This window comes from Bdellovibrio sp. MYbb2 (assembly GCF_056175685.1).
Genome location: NZ_JBJKJI010000001.1, coordinates 918,261 through 939,169 on the forward strand (window position 1 = coordinate 918,261; position 20,909 = coordinate 939,169).

Below are 20,909 nucleotides of genomic sequence, written 5' to 3' on the forward strand. Positions count from 1 at the left end.
CGGGGCTGAATGTTTGTCGGCACCAGCCTTTGAATGAATCTGATTTCATGTTTAGTCAGGGCTAACATAAAGATCGTTCCTTAAAAGACAAGGAGGTCTTTATGTGGCAGTGGTCAAAGGGTGTTGTTGCTTCCGTGATGACGGTTTTGCTGCTGGCGGGTTCTGCAGCGGGGGCCGCTGAAAAAACCGAACGCATCAGTGACAAGGACGTGGTGGATGCCTACGCTTACTATTTGGGTCGTCTGCTGGTTCTGCGCCAGGAGCACCTGGATTTCCGGGATGAAGGTTTTCGCTGGAATAAAATCATACATCGTTCTGTCGGCGGAGTGAAATGGGCCAATCCCAATCTGGATGTGGCATACAGTGAGGCGTGGGTGGGGCTTGATAAAAATTCCTGCACCATGCTGGAAGTTCCTAAGATCACGGGCCGCTATTATACCATTCAGACTTTGAATGGCTGGGGCGAAACCACATCGAACGTGAATGAAAGAACTTTTCCGCGTCATGCTTCAGGGAAATTTGCCTATTGTTTGAAAGACAGTACAGTGGCGTTGGGTCCTGATGTCCAAAAAGTGATCTTGCCAAGTGTGAAGTCGCGAATTCTGGCGCGAATCGAGCTGGGGGCCGACCCGTCGCAGGCGGTGGCTTTGCAAAAGCAAATCAAACTGTATTCAACCGGCACACCTGTCATTGCCAAGCCCGTTGCGATTCAGATTTTCACCAATAAAAATCTGCCGGGAATTACCGCTTTTGACAATGCCTCGGCTGTTCTGGCCAGCGAAGCGGATATCAATCCCGGAATGGAAGAAATGCAGGCCAAAGTGCGGGGCATTCAAAGCGCCGCCAAGGGGTCTGAAAGAACCCGTCTGAACGAGCTGATTCGCACGCGGGCGATTCCTGATTTTGGTGCGCAGTTTTTGAAACTGGGAACCGCGGGCAATGGTTGGCATCATCCGACAACCGTGGGTAACTATGGTTCAGATTATCGCGCCCGTTCATCGGTGAATCTGGGTGGGATCTGGGCCAATAACAGTAAAGAGGCTGTCTATTATAAAACCAACACTGACGGGCAGGGAGCTGATCTGAATGGGACAAACGTATACACGATGACCTTCCCTAAAGATCGTCAGCCGCAGTCATTGGTGCGCTATTTCTGGTCCGTCATTGTGGTGGATGGTGAAAAGTTCCAGGTGGTCCCGAATTCTTTGAAACGCTACAACCTGAATAATCAGTCCGGTCTGAAGACCAACGCCGATGGGTCGCTGACCGTGGTCTTTGCGAACAAGCTGCCGTCGGGTTATCCGCAAAGCAACTGGTTGCCGACACCCGCCGGTAAAAACTATCACCTGACCATGCGTTTCTATGGTCCTTCTGCGGATCTTGAAAATGGAAAATACTTTCCGCCACCTCTGGTGAAAGCCAGCGGTTCACTGGCGAAATCAGATCGCAGTGGCAGTTTGAAATAAAAAGAAAGTCCGCCTTCATTCTGAGGGCGGACTTTCAACTCACAGAATCTTCATTCCTAAAGATCCACGTTCGTTTTTAATGTCTGGTGATGGGGAACTGGAGATTCAGACCCACAAAAGTCTGATAGTTCGGAACTCCGACGCCTTCGTGAGCGACGGTCCACTGGGGTTCGGCGAACAGATTCATGGTGGTGCCGCTTTCAAGCTTCCACACTTTGCCGATGCCCAGGCCGATGGGGATGTAGTAGTCGCCGGTTTCCCAGTTGAAGTACCAAATCCCGGTAGAGCGCAGGTAAACAGATGACGGAAGATTATAGATCACAAACGGCTGCAAAGTGGCGATGTTCTGGGTCGGACGGTCTTCGTCGCCGGCGACGTCATGTTGATACGTCAGCAGACCTCCTAAAAGCCCCCAAGGGTGTGGACTCATCGCCATGACGGAGGCGCCGACTTGCCATTTGCCTGCTCCGGTTTCATCTTCGCTTGCCGTGGGGAAAACAAAATAGGGCCCAACACCAAATTCGACACTTTCAATACCCTTTACCAGAAAGATATCAAAAAGATTGATGTCACCCAGGCCCGAAACCTGATCGCCGTCGGGTCCCGGCATTGTCTGATAGGGTACGGTCATGCGGGCAAGCTGCGGCATTCCGCCCAGCAAATGGGGTAAAGCCCCGCGCAGATTGAAGCTGTTGGAAGTTTCATCCGTGCCAAAGATGGATGAGGTTATATAGTCATGCAGATTCAAAGCGACCATCGGAGTCAGGGGATTGTTGGATTTGTTCATGTCATCGGATGACACTTCTGCATTTGCGTTCCAGGCTGTCGTTGCAAATGCCAGAGCAGTAAGAACATTTCTGAATCTGAAATTCATGGATCCTCCATCAAGCATGAAGGTTCATTATTCCCTGACTGACAGGATCAAGATACTGAAGTGAAGAAAGACAGGAAAAAAACAAAATTCCTTTATTCTGTGTAATTCGCCCTTAAGAGTTCTTGTGTCGTGATGAGTGTCATAAAATAAATGTGATGAAATCAGCGGGCTGGATATTGCTTCTAATATTCCTTGTGACTGGCGGGGCCGAGGCCTCTTTGTTTCTTTCACCAGTTGGTCACCGCGAGGCTTTTTTGGGAAATACCGGGGCGGGACTGGCGCAGTCACCAGGGGCTGTGCTTTTTAATCCGGCCGGCATAGCTTACTTCACGGATCACCCGGCTTTGTCCCTTTCCGGATCGGCTGTTAGTTATCAGGAATTTTCGGGAACGACTTTGACCCGCGAAACCGGGCAGCTGAAGTCCGAGACTTTGCTGGGCACGGCCATATTTCCGATTGAAGCAGGTTTGCGGATGGGAGTCTTTTATTCCGACCCCGGCAATATTCAGGATTACCTGCGCTCAACCTCTGGCGATAGTGGATCAGAAATCATCGACACTTCTGAACTGCAACGCCAGTCCGCAGTGGCTGGGATTGCCTATGCCGGACTGATCAACGCGGAACAGAGTTGGGGCGTGGGTATCAATATTGTCTATCGGGAGCTGGACGGCCTTGTTCTGCGCCAGTCGCTTTCTTCCGGATCATCCACCGTGCGCACACAACGAAACGTTGAACAACAGACATCGCTGGTGCTGACGCCGGGATATATGTGGCAGGTTCATGGGACTTATTCGTTTGGTATTAGTGCACAGTGGAAAGCCCTGAATGTTTATTCGGAAGGGGATCAGTACATCAACGAATTCAGCACCGGGGACACACGCCCGCGCGAGGATTTTTCCAGGTACACTCCAGCCTCTGAGTCTTTGTTGGGTTTTACTTTTGGGCAGGTGTGGAATATTGGCGGACACCGGCTTTTGATGGATCTTTCCTATGCGCCTTATTCCGGTTATCGCCAGATGGCGGGGCGTGCAGATCCGACGGTTTCAAAAAATATTTCCTTGGGATGGCAGGCACCGGTATTGCCCCGGGCGGATATTTTAAGTGGTCTTTCGCTGACCGAGGTGGGGGCTCAGAATTTTTATTTATTAACCGGGGGATTGGGATTTAAAAACCGCAACTATGATGGAAGCGTGGGTGGATTTTATAAATACACCACCGATTCTCGCGATGGTGGTTTGTCGTCAAGCACACTGGGCTTTCTGTTTTCGTCGTATATCGAATACTGAATTAGAACCAGGCTGATCCGGCCTGGATATAGAAGACAGTTTCCTCTGGTCCGCGGGCGACATCAAATCCCATCTGAAAGCCCACCAGCCGGGCCATTAAATAGCGCAGACCTGCGCCATAAGTCCCAGCGGATTCTGAACTTTCAAAAAGGTCTGTGTCGGTGCTGGCTTTGCCCCCGCCGCCAAAGACACTGTATTGCCACCGTGGTTGAGGGCGCCAGCGCAGTTCCAGTTCTGCAGATCCGGCGACGTCACCCTGATAACGTTGTTTTGCAATACCACGCAGATCGATATAGGGCTTTGCATAGAAAGGGGCGCTGCCGTCAGTCCATCGGGTCAACAGACGGGCGGCCCCGCCCCAGTTTTCGTTCCACTTCCAAAATCCCTGAATGTCGGCCGCAGAAAGGTTATAGTTCAGATTTCCACCCAGATTTTCCGAAAACATGTAATAGCGCAGCTCGCCCTGCAGGCCGGTCAAAGGCGACAGGGTGTTGTCGCGACTGTCGTAATTGATCAGAACCGCCAAGCCCCCATTGCGATTTTCGGTTTCGGGCAAAGGCAGGTTGCCGCCTTCAAAGGTCGCTTTCAGATCTGAATACATGTAGCGCGCGCCCAGAAACCAGTTGCTTTCACCAAGTCGGTGACGCAGATCCTGCAACAGAAAAAAACCATCCAGACTGTATTCCATTTTTAAGTCTTCCGATCCTGGAAATCCTCCGGAACCATAAAAGTTCAAATTCATTCCGGCCGTGCCAAGCGCGCCCATGTATCTCCAGCGGTCTTTGTCCCAGTTTCGCACATAGAAGCCAGCGCCCCCGGCGCTGCCGTTGTCTGTGGCAAAAGCGGCGACCCCTTTGATCGTGGGTGGAGCAAAATGACCCGGTCGTGCGGCTTCGGAACTTTTATCCATGAAAATCAAAGCCAGCCCACCGCCAAAACCCACGGCTGGTTCAGTGATGATAATCGGCACCGGCAAAAATCCACTGTGTTCTAGCAGCCAACGGCTGGCATCCAGATAGCCGTCCTCGGGATCAACGAACACATTTCCCCAGGAACAGGGCCCGGCGAAAACAATCAACGTCGCGGCAATGAAGAGCAGGTTTTTTTTCATTTCTGTCCTCCGTCTAGTAGCTGGCAATAAGATTCAAGGTTGTCAGGGAACTCGTGTTTTCAAGACCGGCAAAAGGCTGGCGCTGGTACTGCAAAAGATAACCCAGCTTTACAAAAAGCTGCGGACTTAAAGACGAACCCAATCCGATCTCGGCATTGGCAAGATCCATTCCTGCATCAGTAAAATTGGGAATATATTCGGCCCAGACTTCGGCGCTCAGCCGGGCTGTCAGTTTTCTTTGGTAAAAGGAATGCAGACGCGCGGCGGTCTGAAATCGGTTGGATGTATTCAAGGGATTGACCTTCATATACCGGATTCCGGCTTCCACCAGCCACAGGTTCTGTCCGTTTTCGACAAGTCTTTGCTGAACGCCGACTTCGTCACTGTCACGTTGAATGATGCCAGCATAAGGATCAGATTCCATCTGGTGAAAATAATAGCCCCGGGTTTCAGTCAGGTTCAAATTTCTTTCCAGACGAAAACCACCCAGCCAGTTTCTGTTGTTTTCGATGCCATTGTCTTTGGTGCGCAGAAAATGTCCGTACAATGAGATCTTTCCTGCATCCAGGTCGTAGCCGGCATCAAGGCTGGCGGCGTAAGAATCCGAATCACTGCCCCCGCGCATTTCCAGCAGGCTCATTTCCAGTGTCACATGAAAGGGACTGGGCGTATGCAGAGTATCCTTTGAGGACGCGCCAAACAAAGAAGCGATGGCCAGAAAAAGAATCAGCATTTTATTTCCTTAAAAGCGATAGTTGACGTTCAGGGTCTGATTCTCTTTGTTGTCTGAAAAGCCCAGCTCCAGAACTGCGGACCATTCAGTGCTGAGTTCCCAGTTGACTCCGGCCAGGGCATTCCCTTTGTCCAAAGGCTGCTGGCTCATACGATAGCGGACGGTCACGTCTTCTCCCACGTTCGGATCCCCGGCCAAGGGCAGTGAATAGTGGCCGGTCAGATTCACTTTCGTATTCAGATAATTTGCGCCGACATAGAAACCGAATTTGCCACTGCGGGGTGTGCGATAGTTGTAACCAACCCGCGGGATAAAGCTGAACGCTGTGATGTCATCATCGGAAACGTTCACGTTGGTGATGACATAGGTCATGGGGGCTGCAAAGAACCAGTCCTGATATCCACCAGCCAGTAAAAGACCCACACCATAGTTGAAGCCGTTATAGTCAATGGGTGCGGTCGCCGAAAAATAACCTTCACAAAAGGCGGGCGGGGACCCGCCAGAACAAAGGTTCGGGGTGAAAAAGTCATACAGATCTGCTTTGGCAATTGAAATGGGAACCGTTCCGGTTCCTTTGACGGAACCCAAAGTGACAAAAGCATTCAAAAAAGGAAAGATCCACGCATCCAATTTGGTTTGCCAGCTGGTGTTGTCGACTTTTGATCCTGAAAAGTCGATGAAATCGATATTTTTATAAGGAACATCCGGTCGAAATGCGACTTCCATGGATTCAATGCTGAACCCCTGGTTTTGATGAAAGAAGATCAGACTGACCCCGTAAGGCAAAGGCAGGCTGAAGCCTTTGTCGATAACCCGTTGGCCTAAAAAAGGCAGCGCATGGTCCCAGGTTTTTTCACGGTTGTTGTCGGGGTGATAGGCGGGATAGGGTTTCCCCTGAATGGTGTTGCCAGGCTCCAGAACGCGCGGACTTTCTTCGGTTGGCGGTTCTGCCTGACTGCGAACGCAGATCAGAAGTGATGCAATGGCCATGATCCAGATGATGTAATTCACGTCAAGCCTCCGGAAGTTTACTAAAATGATTGTCCGACACTGAAGTAATAACTGATTTTTTGGTCGCCATAGGCCGTGTCAAAACGGAAGTCGACCGGGTTTTTCTGAGCAATGCGAAATCGCAAACCCAGTCCACCGCTGCCTAGAAAAGCCGCGCCGTCAAATTCGGAAACTTTGGGTGCAAGTTGTCCGGCGCCGGCAAAGGCGACACCGCCCCAGCGGTCGGTAAAGCGATAACGATATTCGGTTTGTGCCGCCCACATCATTTTGTCACGGTATTTGCCGGTTTCATATCCCCGCAGGTCACCGCCCTGACCGAACATACTCAGACTGTAAAAGGGGACATCCCCATAGGCAAAGCGGGCCATCAGGCGATAGGCCAGTACGGAAAAAGGTGCCAGATCCAAATACTGGTTCCATGAAATTTTATATGTTTGGTAAGTCGTGTTGTCGTGAAGTTCCTCGCTGTGAAATTCGGCCTGCAGATCAAACAGCGATCCTTGCGTGGGGTAAAAGCTGTCATTGCGGGTGTCGCGCTCGGCTTTCAGGTTGGGGGCAATGAAATCGGTCTTGGCAACGATTTCGTTGGCAAGGTTTCCGGGAATGCTTTCGGTTTCGATGTTGGTGGTAATTTCGGCGCCAATCAGCTCTAAACCCAGAAACAATTTGTTTGTGACCTGTTTCATTAATCTCAGTCCGGCAAATTCGACCTGTTGTTTCAGAGGAATGGAAATGTCCTCTTTATTCTGGTCATAGCCAATGCCGTAAAAGTCATAGAAAACTGTGGCCTTGCCCACGGCCAGGCCCACGCGCCACTGATCGTTTGCAAGCTTTCCTGAATAGGCCAGGCCTCCGCCATAGGAATGCTTTTCGGTGTAAAACGCCCCGCCCCCGACAATGGACGGCGGGCTTTCATCGTCTTTCAATGTGAAGATGTATTGTCCCACCAGCGCCAGACCCCAGCCCTGACTGGGATTCAGAAATGGAATCGGGGCGATGACGAATTCGTTTTTGTCCTTTTTATGAATGGCGGTGAAAGGTGTGGGCTGGGCGGCGTTCACCGGCAGTGCTTTTTCGTCGTCCAGCAGATCTGAACTTTCATTCCATTGAATAGCGGGTTCCTGTTCGGTGGCAGGCTCTTGTCCCCGCACCGAACAGGAAAAAAGAATCGTCAGCATAGCGAATCCGATTCTGCTGATCATAAGGAATCAGTCCATCGAATAGGTCAGATTAAGACCCACGGCTTTATAGTTGCCAAGACCCTTGGCCATGGCACCATTCGCACCGTCGATATAGAAATTGAATCCGAACTTAGGCGTGGCTTTAAACAGCACACCAAAGATAATCGGAAAAGTTGGCGTGTCCACATCCTGCACCTGGCAGGAATCATTGCCGGAACAGGATTTGGAAATGTTGATGCTGGTATGAAAGCCCATGTACATACCAAAGTTTTCACCGGACTTGATCAGAATATCCACGGGGATATCCAGATAATCCAGGTGATAGTCAATGGTTTGCCCGGTGATATCACTTTCCGATTGCAGCGGTCTTTGGGTGTATAAAAGACCCGTGCGGAAATGAACCGGGCCCTGTTCCATCGGCACATGGACAAAGACACCGCCCTGGAATCCGACCTGGGAGTTGGCCGAAAAATTCAAGCCACCCACATCGCCCGCCTGTTGACGGGCACCCAGTTCAATACCCCAGTCCATGGCCGCCATCGAGTTGGAAGCAAACAGAGTCAAAGCCAGATAACAGAAAATCCTTTTCATATTCATGGTGCACTCCTTTTTATTATTTTATTTATCTGCGGAAACCACCGCCATGGAAACCACCTGCGCGGAAGCCTCCTCCTCCTTGCAGTTGGGAGCGTCCTGAAAAGTCACGTCCTGTGGGTGGTCGGGCCACATCTCGGTTGATATCCCGGGAACCGTGCATGTGATCCAGATCCGCGGTGTTCTTGCGATCGACATTTTCCCAGGATCCCGGGCCGATATTTTTTTGCCAGCCGGAATCCGTGCGGCGATAGACCTGACCATCATGTGTGGCATAGATGTTGGAACTGTCGTTGCCGCGGATGAATTTTGTTTGTCCTATGGTGTTGGTGGTGATTCCGTGGCCAGCCGGTCCAGAGATGACGGTGTGGCGACCCCAGTTGGTGTAGGTGTTGTTGATATTGATGTTAACAAAGGTGGGGCCGTAGCAGCAGTATCCCCAACCCCAGGGATACATCAGCGAACCCATTGAAAACCCCATAAAGAATCCGGCCTCATAGCCCCAGCCATAGCCGACACCAAAGCCATATGTGCTTGGGGCGGGATACCACTGATTGCCTGAGGTGTAAGAGTCATAGTTGTAGCCGGTTCCATAAACGATTGTGCCATCGGCAGATACAAAGGTTCCGTGATAGCCCGGCGTATATCCCACTGTGACCATGTCTGATGTGGAGCCATAGACGTGAACATAAGTGACATAGTAAAGCGGGGATGATGCGGGAATTTTATAGATTTCTTCCGGGACTGCCAAAGCCACTTGCCAAGGGCCTTTTGCCGAGGTCGCCGTGAACCACACGCCATCCTGAACCAGATAGAATGATTCCGCAGTGACTTCAATCAGCGGACTGTTGCAGTTTTGCGCGAACTTCAAATTAGTTCCGGGGATGGATTGCCACTTTACCTTGCCGTCACAGGATATGTCTTTGGGTTTAAGGTCTCTTTTTACTTGTGCGGTCTGGGGAATCTGGCTGACAACAACTGCTTCTTTTGCCTGAGGGGTGCCGGGAACAGAGACCAGCACCTCGGCCACGGGGCTTTTCACCGGGATCTTTGCAAAGTCTTTTGGCAGTTGTTTGCCGCTGACATAGCTCCACGTTCCCTGAAGGCTGGCAGAACGGAACCATCGCCCGGATACAAGAGTATAGTAATTCTGATCTTTGGAATCTATGAAGATGGAATTGGGCGAATTCGACATATAAAGCAAAGCCGTGCCCTCGACTGCCGAGTACTTGGGTTCACCGGTGGATTGCAAAAGTTCGGTGGGTTTTGTTGCGACGATGATTTTTGGAGTGACTCCGGGCTGGTACAAAGGTTTACCGTCAGGGCCTTTACCCTCCAGCGGATCAATTTTTTTATCTTTGACCAGTTTATCCTTAATCATCACAAATTTTGATGTCGGACCGGATTTCGACACCTGCCAGGGACCTTTAAGGTCGGCAGATTGGAACCATTTTCCCAGGGCCCAAAGATAGAAGTCCTTTGAATCCTTTTGATGCAGGAAAAGCGCACTGGAATTCAGGATACGTTTCACTTCCTTGGCGCCGGATGAATCAGTCCATTGTGGTTCGCCAGAGATCATAATCAAGATCGAGGGTTCCGATGCAAATACGAAGTCAGGCGGTGCATTGTGCAGATCGGGTTGTTTGATGTGGGAACCGGCAGCCAGCGAAAGGTTATCGACCAAAGCTCTGTAAGAAAAGGACACGGTTTTCCCATCCAGTTGCTTTTCGATTTCGGTTTGCAAGTCGTTATTGGTGATATTCGCGGTGGGTGCCTGAAGGTTCTTGATACGGATCCGGCTTAATTCAACAAGGTCGGATTCTTTGTTGATTTCGGCTTTGGCTTCTATTTTACAGCTGCCGTAATAGTCCTTGCCGTCGCGGGTCAGTTTAAACGCGGCCCGTGCCTTGATGTCGTTTTGGGCGAGCGATTCAACTTGGGGTTGGTACAATTCGACGGTTTGATTGCCGGTTATCTTAAGTTCTTGGGGCCACACTCGAGTCTTTGTGGGTTTGGTTTGGGCCAAAGCCAAAGGTGAAAGAGCCAGAACAAGAAGGGCCGCGGTCCAGGACTTCATGGGATGTCTCCTCTGATTGATAAATCAAAGTTTATCAATCGAAAGAGCGTGGACAATTCAGTCGCGGAAATTACAGTGGTCTAGGTTTACCAACTCACCTTTGTTACCTGGTCCAGCGACATGAATATCGGTATCCTTTCGCACTGGGCCTCTGGACCAGATTTACTGTCGCTAAACATGTTTAAAGCGAGAAGTTAGCCCAGCTCAGATAATCTGATCGTATGGAGGGAAAACCCATGCGTTTCGCTATTGTTCTGTTGTGTGCACTCACAGCATTTGTTGGCGCTTGTTCTTCGTTCAAATCTTCTACGGAAAGAACGCCAGCGGCTACCTATTATGTAGATCCTCAATATTATGACCTGCAGGTTTTGATGGCGGAAGCTTTGGATTTCCGCGCAACAGCCTTGCGCTTTGCTGATGAAAAGAAGCTGGGCCAGACGGGTGATGTGTCTTTAAGCCGTTCTGAGGGTGAATGGGTTCGTGATATGGGTGCGAAGTACCTGGAAACACGCAAAAAACTCTTGGATCTGGCGATTGCTGAAGGTGAATACTTCTCTGGCAAAAATCAGGTGAAGCTTGCCCCTTACAAAGGCACCAGGACTGAAAAGAAAGATCGCCATGTTCGTAAGGACACGTACGAAACTTATAATGTTTTGAATGTGGATCCAAAAGACGCGCAAGGTGAAAAGCAGATCTTCCGCATGCAGATGGCTTTGGCTTCAGCGTTGCTTTTGATGGACAACTATCTGGTGGCGATCCAGCCATTCAATGACAACGATTCTTTGCGCTATGTTCTGAATTATGATGTTCCTCAGAAGCGTGCATTGCAGGCAATTGCCGATTCCTATTCCTCCACACACCGTCGTGATCAGATCGAGGACGCCATCAAGTTCATCGACTCTGTGATGGCTTGGCGTCGCGCTAATGGTGAAAAAACCAGTCCGGAAGAAGCTCAGCTTTATACTCTGACTCAATCCAGTATCTGGTATCTGGCTGTTAAAAACGACAAGACGGGTACAGGCTTCAAAGACGCCATTGCCAATTTGTGGAATCGCCTGACTTTGCGTGGTAAGCGCGGTGTTCGTGCGGTGTCTTACGGTGTGAGCATGGGCTTTGGTAACATGGTCGGCCTGGTGGAAACCCGTAAAGGTTTTCTTTACAACATGTCTGAATCTGAAAAAGCCAACCTGATTGGGGAAATGAAACCTTTGGACATTCTGATGGAGAAAACTCCATTCCGTCTGACTGACAAGATGATCCCGGGCCACTATGGTCACGTGGCCATCTGGTTGGGAACCGAAGAGCAATTGAAAGAGCTGCAGGTTTGGGATCAGATCCCAGCCAAAATTCAGGCGAAAATCCGTGCTGGTCACCGCATCGTGGAAGCTTTGCGTCCGGGTGTGGAATTGAACACTTTGGAGCACTTCCTGAATATCGACGACTTCCTGGTGGTGCGTGACACTCGTTCCAACATCACGGATGAATATCGTCGCAAGGCCGTTTTGCAGGCGATTGCCCAGATCGGCAAAGAGTATGACTTCAACTTCGATGTTCACACGCACACGCGTATCGTTTGTTCCGAGATTGCTTACGTGGTCTTTGGTGACGTGAAATGGCCTTTGGAGGAAACTTTGCGCCGTTACACCATCAGCCCGGACAACGTGGCTCAGCTGGCGATCGGCAACCAAAGAACTTTTGAGCCGGTGATCATGTATTACGACGGTAAACGCGTTTACAAGGATCTGCCTTATTCCTTGGGCCTTCTGTTGAAAGCCGACGATCAACATTACTCTGAATTCAAAAAATTCCAGAATCTGTAGGAAGTAATCATGAAGATGACGATGAAATCCGCTTTGATTGCCTGGGCAGCCCTGATGGCTGTGCATTGCACCCACAAAGAGATGCGCGAGCCAGCCAGTGAAAAGAAATACACGATCTCAGATGGTCAGACGCAGGCGCTGGCCGATCTGATCGGAGGCGATTCTCCGCTAAAACCTTATCGTCATCCAATGAAAATCTCGTTCCATACAAACGGTGATCAAAAGTATTTGTCTGAAACAGCCCGCAAGGCACTGAATCAGGCGATCATTGAAACTCTGGGTGTGGAAAATCCGGAACAGGGCCTTGCTAAACTGGCTGCCGGAAATCTGAAAGACGCGATGATTGAAAACTTTGTAAAGACCATGCGTGTTTACAAGATCATCAACACCGGCTTGCAGGTGGACCTGACGTTCCTGCCACAGCCGAACCAAAGAAACGATTATGCGGCAGAGCTTAACAGCAACCAACTGGTGCGCTTTAATGAAACCGGGGCGTTAAGCTCTAAATGGGAACAACTTGAAAAAGCCACGGACACCGGCACTGTTTATAATAACTCGGTATTGATCCCGGCCACTCAAGGCCAGGCCGATTATATCGGTGGCACTGTGACCTTCTATGTCGAGATTCTGGATACCCGCCCTAAATTCGGTCTGCCAAGCATTAAAAAGAACGGTGTGAAGGGCTTTGCCCGTTATCGCCGCTATTATCGCCTGAACCGCGAAGTGCAAAAATCCGTGTCCTGTGAAGGTTACACGCTGTCGGCTAAAAAGTCCGGCCCGGGTGTGCCGTTGTTCTACACCGTGGATTTGTACAAGAATTTCAGCTTGAAAAACATCATCCCGACGGAAGAAACCATCGAAGTTTTCCCGGGCCTTGTGGCTTCAAACAATGAAGGCCGCAACGAGCTGATGCCGGATAAATATGAAAAAACCGGAAAATCCATTCCGACGGGTCAGTTCCTGGTGGAAAGTAAAAAGTCCTTTACTGAGGAAATCAGCTTCAACCTTGAAAAGATCGTTTATGATTTGAAAGAGAAAAAGCTCGACCGTGACCGTTCCCGCGTGAAGCTTGTGAATTACTATTCCTCGCGCGATCAGGACAGTACGGCCAACGAAACGCAGGCGCTTTATTCCGCCCGTATCCAATATTTGAAAAAGTGTGAGTCCTCAATGGAGAAGTTCCTGAATCTGGATGCTCTGGTGAACGGAGGTGTCCTGTGAAAAAGACGCTGATGATTTTGAGTTCCGTAGTGATGGCTTCAACGGCGATGGCGCAAACCGCGCAGGTGTCCCTGAAGGAACGTCTGGCCGCCATGGACTATTATAAGAATAATCACGACATGATGTTTGCGGCCGAAGCCTGCCGTCGTCCGGAGGCTTTGCTTCAGGAAATCAAAAAATTGCCTGCCGCAGAACAGACCAAAGCGCGTGCCTTTGTAAAGACAAACGATGCAGTGGTTCCGGAAAAGATTCTGTTGCCACTGGTATACTGGAAGTTTGTTAAAAAGAATTCTGCTAACGAAGCCAAGGTGATGCAGTACTGGTTGCAGATGCGTTTACAGTCCTTGCGTGATTATGCTGACAATCCGCTGATAAAGGACAAAGCTTCTCAGAATGAAGCCCGTTCTTTGATGAATTCCTGGGCGACAGCGGGAAATCTGTCCCTGACCAGCCGCGAACTGACGGAAGATCTTAAAAAGCGCTTCCCACAAATCGATTCGTATTCTCTTTCTGCCGGCGGTTTTGTTCCAGGAAATGTCGTCGAACTGGTCAGCCATAATGAAATCTCTCCGGAAAGAATCCAGTGGTTCAATGACCGTGTGATCTTTGCCGGTGGGGTGCTTGATTTCAATCAGCCGTATATGAAGATGCCTTTGCACAAGGACGATGAGGGACATCCGTCTTTCAAAGATCCGATGTTTGCCAAGATCCGTGACATGATTCTTTCTGCTAAAGATTCCGTTTTCATTGATATCTTCCTGTTCGGTGGAACCATGGGGGGAACTTTGAGCAAGTTCCTTCTGGATCAGGCCGTGGAAAAGAAAAAAGCCAATCCGAACTTCAAAGTGCTTTTGTTGCATGACTATGCAACGAACTACAACATGAAGGACGAGATGATGCCGATCTTTAAATACATTAAAGACCGTGCGGCGACGGATCCGGGCCTGAAAGGTTCTGTGTATCTGCTTCAGGCCAATATTCAGCGCCATCCTCCGGGAATTCCTTTTGGTATCACCAATCTGGTGCCTAAAACGGAAGAAACTTTCAAGGCCTTGGAAAAGCGCAATACCTACTACGAATCCAAGATCGACCACAGTAAGGTGATTGTGGTGGACCCGGAATCGGACGCGCCTCAGGCTTACTTTGGTTCCAAGAACTGGTCGGATCACAGTGGTGGCTACTACTATGATAATGCTCTTTACGTGAAAGGCCCGGCGGCGGCGCTGGTGCAGGCGGCTTACTACGATGACGTGGAAGCGGCTTTGACGACGGACCCGAATGAAAAGAAGTGGTTTTTCTATAAGGAAGAAGGTTACGGCAACGAGGCTTACCTGAAAAACCGCGAGCAGATTCTGGCGTGGTTCCGTGTGGAAAGATCCTCTTTCCCTGCGGTGGGGAACCAGGCTGTGCGTCTGGCTGAAGCCAACGTCGATGGAAAAATCAAAGACACTCGCAACATGCTTGTGGATATGATTTCCAAAGCAGAAAGCCATATTTATATGGAGCATCTGTTCATCTATGACAAATACATCAACGATGCATTGATGAAACGTAAAGCCCAGGTTCCGGGTTTGAAAATTCGCATTCTGGCTGACCACAATGGCAATTTCAGCCTGGGTGGATTGCCAAATACGTTGTACTTGGATCAGCTGCTGCGCCATGGGGTTGAAGTTCGTGCCCGCCGTACACTGGGTATTGAAGCGAAGTTCCCTAATGGAAAAACACAAGGCTATCACCAGGAAAATCACAGAAAGATCACTTCTGTGGATGGCAAAGTGATGCTGGTGGGTTCTTCGAACTTGAATCCGGATACTCTGCAGGGAAGCTTCCGTGAATTTGGTGCTCAGCTGTTTGATCAAAAAGTCATCGGTGGCTTTGAAGATGAATTCGTGCAAGCTTGGAATGACGACAAGCTGGTTGGGCCATTCTATGAGGGCGAGCATCTGCAACTGCAGGTGATGGGAAAAACCCTGTCGCCGGAACTGAGCAAGATCATCAATGATCTGGGCTCTACGGTGCTAAGAGCCAAAGACGACATCGAAAAGCGTTAAAATCTTAAAGGGCCGAAAGGCCCTTTAAGATTTTCAGCCTATGCGGTAAGATCTGTTCCATGGAAAAAATGGCCTGGAATCTAGAATCTGAATATCCGTCTTATAACTCTCCTGAATTTCAGGCTGAATTTGATCTGGTGAAATCCCAGGTGGATCAGCTGGAAAAGGACGTCAAATCCCTGAAGACTCCGTTTGAAAACGAAGTGGAAAAGATCCAAAAAATCTGGATCGACGTGGAAGCGACCCAAGTTTTGGTTGGTAATATGTCGACCTTCTTGAATTGTCATCTGTCGGTGGACAGCACTTTGAACGAGGCTCAAGCCAAAAAATCAGAGGTGATGGCGCTTAATTCCCGTATGTGGCAGATCCTGATCCCGGTGGATAACTTTATGAAACGCTGCTCAGAGGAAACTCTGAACAAGATTCTTTCCCACCCGGAACTGACTCCGGCGAAATTCGACTGGAGCCAGGAACGCACACAAAAACCATTCATGCTTTCGGATGAAGAAGAAACTTTGTTGCAGGCACTTTCAATGCCGGGCTTGCATGCGTGGGGCGAGCTTTATACTAACTTAAGCGGAACCATGCGCTGTGAAATGAAATTCAAAGACCGCACGGAAACTGTGGGTCTGGCGAAAGCATCGGCATTGATTCGCAGTCAGGATGAAGAAACCCGTCGTGTGGCGTGGACGTCCATTCAAAACGCATGGACCACGCACAAAGAAACAGCTTCTTCGATCTTGAATGCCTTGGCTGGCTGGCGCCACGAGGTGATCAAGAAACGTTCGCAAGTGAAACCGGCCCACTATCTAGATCAGTCCCTGTTTTATAGCCGTATCACCCAAGAAACTTTGGATGCGATGCTGACGGCTTGTTATGAAAATGTCGATATGTCCCGCCGTGCGAATCTGGCGATGGCAAAGCTGATGGGTAAAAAGTCTTTGGACCCTTGGGACTTGCTGGCACAAAGCCCGATTTCGGCTTCCAAATCAGAGCGCAGCTATGAAGAAGGCTTGAAAATGATCAAGGATGCCTTTGCTCAGGCTTCACCGGACATGGCGCAGTTTGTGGATATGATGGCTGATAAGCACTGGATTGAAGCGCGAGTTCTTCCGAATAAACGCAACGGCGCTTATTGCACCGGTTTCCGTAAAAAACGTGAACCCCGTGTGTTCATGACCTACATGGGTTCTAACAGTGATATTTCAACACTCGCGCACGAACTGGGCCATGCCTATCATTCCTGGGTGATGCGCGACATGCCCATCGCTGAATGTGGTTATCCGATGACGTTGGCTGAAACGGCCAGCATTTTCTCGGAAACCCTTTTGCACGACGTGCTTTTGACCAATGCCAAATCCCGTGAAGAAAAAATCGAATTTGCGTGGGGCGAGATGGACCGAGCAACGGCGTTCCTGCTGAATATCCCGGCTCGTTATGACTTTGAAAAAAGCTTCTATGAGATGCGTGAAAAGCGCACTGTCAGCGCCGATGAGCTAAGCAAGCTGACCGACGAGGCGTGGAGCAAATGGTACGGCAGCACCTTGAGCGAAAATGATAAAATGTACTGGGCAACCAAACTGCATTTCTCGATGTCCGGAATCAGCTTCTATAACTATCCGTACACCTTCGGTTATCTGTTCAGCATCAGTGTGTACGCCCGTCGTGAAGAATTGGGTAAGAACTTCATGAAGACTTACGTCAACATCCTGCGCGACACCGGCCGCATGACCGCGGAAGATCTGGTGCAAAAGCACCTGGGCGAAGACATTCGCAAGCCAGAGTTCTGGAGAAAATCCATCGCGGTCATTAATCGCAAGATTGAAGAATTCGAAAAACTCGCCCTTAGCTAGGGCGAGCTCTTAGATCCAGTGACATGGAAATGTCATCGGTGAAAACCCCATCGGGTTGGCGATAAGCTTCGCGCAAATAACCAACCTGCTGGAATCCCAGTTTTTCATACAGTTTGAACGCCGGTTGATTCGCGCTCATCACGTTCAGTTCCAGAAAGCTCAGGCCTTCAATGTTTTGTGCGACTTCAATCAGACGACGCAATAAAGCCTCGCCCAATCCCTGTCCGCGATAATCGTGATGCACTGACATTCCCAAGCCCGCGCGGTGGCTGCGTTTGCTGTCTTTGAACGGCACCATGTTGGTGATGCCGATGATGCGACCTTGGTGTTCAGCGATGATCAAAGCACCCTTAGGGTCTTCGTTGGCATCGGTGATCCACCTCACTTGAGTTTCCACGGTTTTCTTGGCCGCGGATTCCGCGGTGCTCAGGATATAGGGGGAAGTGGGCAGAATTTCCAGAAAGGCGTTCAGTAAGGCTTCGGCTTCACTGACCAAAGCAGGCCTCATAATGATGGAATCGCCGTTTTTCAGTTGAATGGTGCGGGTTTCATGCAATGCCATTTGGACCTCCTTTGGTGATCTTTAAGATCGGCGAAAAGAGGCGTTAAAACAAATCAATAAAACTAATGGGGCCTCAAAGAAAAATGCATCTCTTTAAGGCCTCCCGCATTTTTAGTGCGCCTGAGCAGTTGCGCGCAGTTTGTCCAGCTTTTGAGCCGCCGGACGGCTGGTACAAAGTCCCATCCACTTGTTAATTTCCGGATACGGGGACATGTCGAATTTCAGAGCGTAAAGCAAACCTGCCACGGAAGCCACGTTCAGATCCGCCACGGTGAAACGGTTGCCGACAAGGTAAGTCTTGCCTTTAAGGCCGGCTTCCAAAGTGTTCAGATAATTTGGCAGAACTTTTTTCGCGTCTTCGATGACTTTAGGATTTTTGAATTCATCCGGAACAAACAAAGCCTGAATCAACCAGTTCACTGCCGGAGTTTGCAAATCCACCAGGGCCCAGAAGCTCCATTGCATGATGTGGCCTTCTTCGTCCAAGTTCTGTGGTGCCAGAGGGCTGTTGTGCTTTTTAGCCAGATAGTTGGTGATCGCCATGGATTCCCACAGCACGTATTCACCGTCGATGATGGCCGGGATCTTGCCGTTCGGGTTGATCTTCAAAAAGTCAGCGGACTTGTGCTGCTTTTCGCGCATGTTCATCGGCATCTGCTCGTAAGGCAGACCCAGTTCTTCAAGCATCCAGTAGCAGCGGCCGGCGCTGGACATCGGGGATCCGTAAATTTTGATCATGTGAGTATCTCCTTAGGAACTTGCGCTGGAATAAAATCTCAGGGCAAATTTCCAAAACTTGTTTGTTAGATAAATCAAAATACCTGAAAGCAGCACCACCCACGTAAACAGGGTGAAATCCGGTGGCTCAAGCAGGGCGCGGGCCGGCACGCTGGCAATCACCCCCACGGGCAGGGCAGTTAGCAGCATCCATTTAAACCACGGCACATAGATTGAATCCGGGCGCATGCCCAGACGATAGATCTGATACCAGATAAACTGCAAATTTTCGGAACGGGCAAAGATCACCGCCGTGGAGGCCATAAAGAATCTCATGGCATACAAGGCCACCAGTCCGCACGGAATCAGCAGTAGCAGCCAGAACAGACGCAGCCATTCGAAGTTTGATAGCTGCAAAATGCTATAGATAAACCAACTGGAAGCGATGATCAGATTCCCGATCATTGCCGTGGACGCCTTTTGCAATGAAATCATGAACTGCGAATTAATGGGTTTTGCCAGCAGCAGATCCAGATCGCCTTTGCGCACTTTTTCAGAAAACTGATCCAGGTTTTCGGACAGAATGATCATGTAAAGACCATCAACGACAAAAACCACGCCCAGGAACACGCGCATCTGTTCCAGGTTCCAGTCGCCAATTTTCGGCGTATGGCGGAACAAAACCTCAAAGGTCATGATCTGCGCCAGATACCAGAAGATATCTGTTGCAATACGGGTGATGAAGTTCACACGGTATTCAAGATCCGCGATAAAGCTGGTGCGGAAAAGGGCGGCGTACAAAGACAGGTACTTTTTCAACGTCTGAAACATTTAAGCCCCCGTCCCGGTGTATACGTTAACACCTTTTCGCCAGATCCAAGCGCCGATCAAATTCACCACGACGATGCCGACAGTGACCGAGGCAAAGGATTGCCAAACGGTGCCGATTTCAAGACGCCCGGTCAGATAACCCACTGGAACATAAACCCCGGCACTGAAAGGCAGGGCGATCATGATGGACCTTACCGGTTCCGGCATCAGATCCAGCGGGAACAATTCCCCGGTCATCAGCCACAGGGCCAGATTTTTTGCTCCGGTCACGGCATAGACCTTGTTCAGGTAAAATGCGCAGGCTGCGATCACAAAGCTGATCGAATGCACCAGAATCAGGTAATAAAATTCCAAAGCAAAAGCCAAAGGCAGGCGTTCAAACTTGGTCGGCAGGTCAAAAATAAAGATCGCGATGAACGGGATCAGCATCGACACCAAGGTGGTGATGAACTTATATCCCATCAACTGCGAAAAATAGTATTCATAGAAGCTCATCGGGCGCACCAGCAGGCTGTTGATGCTTCCGGAATCGATTTCCTGAATCATGCGGTATTCATACATCCAGCTGGTGCAGATGCGCGCAAAGAACGCGCCCCACATGGCATAGGCCAGATAGTATTCACGACCGAAGCCGGCGATTTCTGTGGCGCCAGCCCCTTTAAAGACAGCAAACCACAAAAGGACTTCAATCCCCGTGGTCAGTGTCGGCTGAAGAATCGCATCAACGAAGTAGTTCAGCCGGTATTCAAGATTGGACAGAATCGCGAGTTTAGCGAACGCGAGATTCCGCTTCCAAAAAGCGGCGGATGACATCTTCAAAATCGACCTCTTCGTTTTCAGCCAGTTCAGTGTTGGATTTGGTTACGAAATCAGGAACCGTGCCCTGATAGACGATGTTGCCTTTGCTGATAAGAAGCAACTTGTCAGCAAGCTTGGCGATATCGTCCATATAGTGACTGGTCAGAATGACCGTGGGTTCTTTTTCTTTCACGTATTGATCCAGGAACTCACGGATGGTTTCCTGGGCCACGATGTCCAGACCGATGGTCGGTTCATCCAGAAACAGAACTTTGGGTTCATGCAAAAGGGCGCCGATGATTTCCATTTTCATGCGCTCGCCAAGGCTGAGGCGGCGAAGCTGCGTGTGCAGGACGTGCGTGCACTGAAGCATCTCGGCTAAATGGTCCACGCGCTTTCTTGCTTGAGCGGGATCCAGATCATAGATACGCGCCAGTAAAGAATAAGAATCCGCCGGGGAAATATCCCACCACAGCTGATTCTTCTGACCCAGCAGAATGCTGATCTGGCGCAAGAATTCGTTTTTTCTTTCCCAGGGTCTGAAGCCCAGCACACGGGCATCGCCACTGGTCGGCGTGACCAGGCCGGAAAGCATTTTCAGCAAAGTGGTTTTGCGGGGGGCGGGGGGGCCCCCCCCCCCCCCCGACTGGCGGGGTTGAATTTTTTATTTTTTTTTTTTAAAAACAAAAATTGTTAAGAGGATTCTGATTAAGAAACCCCTAA

18 protein-coding genes are annotated in these 20,909 nt (G+C 49.9%); 6 read left to right on the forward strand and 12 right to left on the reverse strand.

What is annotated here, in order from left to right:
- The first annotated feature begins 101 nt into the window (after window positions 1–101).
- Window positions 102–1,466: a DUF1214 domain-containing protein gene (locus AC04MQ_RS04610; RefSeq protein ID WP_475391270.1), complete on the forward strand. Its 1,365-nt coding sequence runs from the start codon at window positions 102–104 to the stop codon at window positions 1,464–1,466.
- A gap of 76 nt (window positions 1,467–1,542) precedes the next feature.
- On the opposite strand, the gene AC04MQ_RS04615 is transcribed toward AC04MQ_RS04610, so the two are convergent.
- A complete protein-coding gene (locus tag AC04MQ_RS04615) occupies window positions 1,543–2,340 on the reverse strand; it encodes a hypothetical protein (protein WP_041578060.1) in 798 nt (265 codons plus the stop codon).
- Window positions 2,341–2,492: 152 nt separating this feature from the next.
- Between AC04MQ_RS04615 and AC04MQ_RS04620 the strand changes: the two genes are divergently transcribed.
- Window positions 2,493–3,626, forward strand: coding sequence for a hypothetical protein (locus AC04MQ_RS04620; RefSeq protein WP_475391272.1), 1,134 nt, complete (start codon window positions 2,493–2,495; stop codon window positions 3,624–3,626).
- 1 nt (window position 3,627) lies between these two features.
- Here the strand turns inward: AC04MQ_RS04620 and AC04MQ_RS04625 are convergent, their stop codons facing one another.
- Genes AC04MQ_RS04625 through AC04MQ_RS04650 form a run of 6 tightly spaced genes read right to left on the reverse strand, consistent with a single transcriptional unit; the run spans window position 3,628 to window position 10,333 of the window.
- Window positions 3,628–4,737, reverse strand: coding sequence for a BamA/TamA family outer membrane protein (locus AC04MQ_RS04625; RefSeq protein ID WP_475391274.1), 1,110 nt, complete (start codon window positions 4,735–4,737; stop codon window positions 3,628–3,630).
- Window positions 4,738–4,750: 13 nt separating this feature from the next.
- On the reverse strand, window positions 4,751–5,470 hold the full coding sequence (locus tag AC04MQ_RS04630) for a DUF481 domain-containing protein (RefSeq protein WP_475391276.1): 720 nt from the start codon (window positions 5,468–5,470) through the stop codon (window positions 4,751–4,753).
- A 9-nt stretch (window positions 5,471–5,479) separates the two neighbouring features.
- Window positions 5,480–6,481, reverse strand: coding sequence for a hypothetical protein (locus tag AC04MQ_RS04635; protein ID WP_475391278.1), 1,002 nt, complete (start codon window positions 6,479–6,481; stop codon window positions 5,480–5,482).
- A gap of 20 nt (window positions 6,482–6,501) precedes the next feature.
- Window positions 6,502–7,659 (reverse strand): BamA/TamA family outer membrane protein, encoded by a 1,158-nt coding sequence (locus tag AC04MQ_RS04640; protein WP_475391279.1) that lies wholly within the window; start codon window positions 7,657–7,659, stop codon window positions 6,502–6,504.
- 30 nt (window positions 7,660–7,689) lie between these two features.
- Entirely contained in the window at window positions 7,690–8,259 is a 570-nt protein-coding gene (locus AC04MQ_RS04645; RefSeq protein WP_015092584.1) for an outer membrane beta-barrel protein, read from the reverse strand.
- A 25-nt stretch (window positions 8,260–8,284) separates the two neighbouring features.
- Window positions 8,285–10,333, reverse strand: a complete 2,049-nt coding sequence (locus tag AC04MQ_RS04650) for a carbohydrate-binding family V/XII (protein ID WP_475391281.1) — start codon at window positions 10,331–10,333, stop codon at window positions 8,285–8,287.
- A 236-nt stretch (window positions 10,334–10,569) separates the two neighbouring features.
- Between AC04MQ_RS04650 and AC04MQ_RS04655 the strand changes: the two genes are divergently transcribed.
- Genes AC04MQ_RS04655 through AC04MQ_RS04670 form a run of 4 tightly spaced genes read left to right on the forward strand, consistent with a single transcriptional unit; the run spans window position 10,570 to window position 17,278 of the window.
- A complete protein-coding gene (locus AC04MQ_RS04655; RefSeq protein ID WP_148278885.1) occupies window positions 10,570–12,153 on the forward strand; it encodes a YiiX/YebB-like N1pC/P60 family cysteine hydrolase in 1,584 nt (527 codons plus the stop codon).
- A 9-nt stretch (window positions 12,154–12,162) separates the two neighbouring features.
- Entirely contained in the window at window positions 12,163–13,374 is a 1,212-nt protein-coding gene (locus tag AC04MQ_RS04660; protein WP_475391283.1) for a hypothetical protein, read from the forward strand.
- Entirely contained in the window at window positions 13,371–15,425 is a 2,055-nt protein-coding gene (locus tag AC04MQ_RS04665) for a phospholipase D-like domain-containing protein (RefSeq protein ID WP_475391284.1), read from the forward strand. The genes AC04MQ_RS04660 and AC04MQ_RS04665 overlap by 4 nt, the downstream gene beginning before the upstream one ends.
- 59 nt (window positions 15,426–15,484) lie before the next feature.
- Window positions 15,485–17,278 (forward strand): M3 family oligoendopeptidase, encoded by a 1,794-nt coding sequence (locus tag AC04MQ_RS04670; protein ID WP_475391285.1) that lies wholly within the window; start codon window positions 15,485–15,487, stop codon window positions 17,276–17,278.
- On the opposite strand, the gene AC04MQ_RS04675 is transcribed toward AC04MQ_RS04670, so the two are convergent.
- The 5 genes from AC04MQ_RS04675 to AC04MQ_RS04695 all read right to left on the reverse strand — a co-directional run bounded on the left by AC04MQ_RS04675 (window position 17,271) and on the right by AC04MQ_RS04695 (window position 20,790).
- Window positions 17,271–17,840 (reverse strand): N-acetyltransferase family protein, encoded by a 570-nt coding sequence (locus AC04MQ_RS04675; RefSeq protein WP_475391287.1) that lies wholly within the window; start codon window positions 17,838–17,840, stop codon window positions 17,271–17,273. The genes AC04MQ_RS04670 and AC04MQ_RS04675 overlap by 8 nt on opposite strands.
- 111 nt (window positions 17,841–17,951) lie before the next feature.
- Entirely contained in the window at window positions 17,952–18,578 is a 627-nt protein-coding gene (locus AC04MQ_RS04680) for a glutathione S-transferase family protein (RefSeq protein ID WP_475391289.1), read from the reverse strand.
- A gap of 12 nt (window positions 18,579–18,590) precedes the next feature.
- The gene (locus AC04MQ_RS04685; protein ID WP_475391291.1) at window positions 18,591–19,388 is read right to left on the reverse strand and encodes an ABC transporter permease; all 798 of its coding nucleotides are present in this window, start codon (window positions 19,386–19,388) and stop codon (window positions 18,591–18,593) included.
- Window positions 19,389–20,201: an ABC transporter permease gene (locus AC04MQ_RS04690; RefSeq protein ID WP_015092574.1), complete on the reverse strand. Its 813-nt coding sequence runs from the start codon at window positions 20,199–20,201 to the stop codon at window positions 19,389–19,391.
- Complete coding sequence (locus AC04MQ_RS04695) at window positions 20,158–20,790, reverse strand: ATP-binding cassette domain-containing protein (protein ID WP_475391293.1); 633 nt, start codon at window positions 20,788–20,790, stop codon at window positions 20,158–20,160. Before AC04MQ_RS04695 ends, AC04MQ_RS04690 begins: the two co-directional genes overlap by 44 nt.
- Window positions 20,791–20,909 lie beyond the last annotated feature (119 nt).

Coding starts and splice junctions, on each gene's coding strand:
- AC04MQ_RS04650 (WP_475391281.1), bottom strand. CDS start 10,333: ATGAAGTCCTGGACCGCGGCCCTTCTTGTTCTGGCTCTTTCACCTTTG.
- AC04MQ_RS04680 (WP_475391289.1), bottom strand. CDS start 18,578: ATGATCAAAATTTACGGATCCCCGATGTCCAGCGCCGGCCGCTGCTAC.
- AC04MQ_RS04685 (WP_475391291.1), bottom strand. CDS start 19,388: ATGTTTCAGACGTTGAAAAAGTACCTGTCTTTGTACGCCGCCCTTTTC.
- AC04MQ_RS04615 (WP_041578060.1), bottom strand. CDS start 2,340: ATGAATTTCAGATTCAGAAATGTTCTTACTGCTCTGGCATTTGCAACG.
- AC04MQ_RS04670 (WP_475391285.1), top strand. CDS start 15,485: ATGGAAAAAATGGCCTGGAATCTAGAATCTGAATATCCGTCTTATAAC.
- AC04MQ_RS04640 (WP_475391279.1), bottom strand. CDS start 7,659: ATGCTGACGATTCTTTTTTCCTGTTCGGTGCGGGGACAAGAGCCTGCC.
- AC04MQ_RS04630 (WP_475391276.1), bottom strand. CDS start 5,470: ATGCTGATTCTTTTTCTGGCCATCGCTTCTTTGTTTGGCGCGTCCTCA.
- AC04MQ_RS04675 (WP_475391287.1), bottom strand. CDS start 17,840: ATGGCATTGCATGAAACCCGCACCATTCAACTGAAAAACGGCGATTCC.
- AC04MQ_RS04660 (WP_475391283.1), top strand. CDS start 12,163: ATGAAGATGACGATGAAATCCGCTTTGATTGCCTGGGCAGCCCTGATG.
- AC04MQ_RS04625 (WP_475391274.1), bottom strand. CDS start 4,737: ATGAAAAAAAACCTGCTCTTCATTGCCGCGACGTTGATTGTTTTCGCC.
- AC04MQ_RS04690 (WP_015092574.1), bottom strand. CDS start 20,201: ATGTCATCCGCCGCTTTTTGGAAGCGGAATCTCGCGTTCGCTAAACTC.
- AC04MQ_RS04645 (WP_015092584.1), bottom strand. CDS start 8,259: ATGAATATGAAAAGGATTTTCTGTTATCTGGCTTTGACTCTGTTTGCT.
- AC04MQ_RS04655 (WP_148278885.1), top strand. CDS start 10,570: ATGCGTTTCGCTATTGTTCTGTTGTGTGCACTCACAGCATTTGTTGGC.
- AC04MQ_RS04610 (WP_475391270.1), top strand. CDS start 102: ATGTGGCAGTGGTCAAAGGGTGTTGTTGCTTCCGTGATGACGGTTTTG.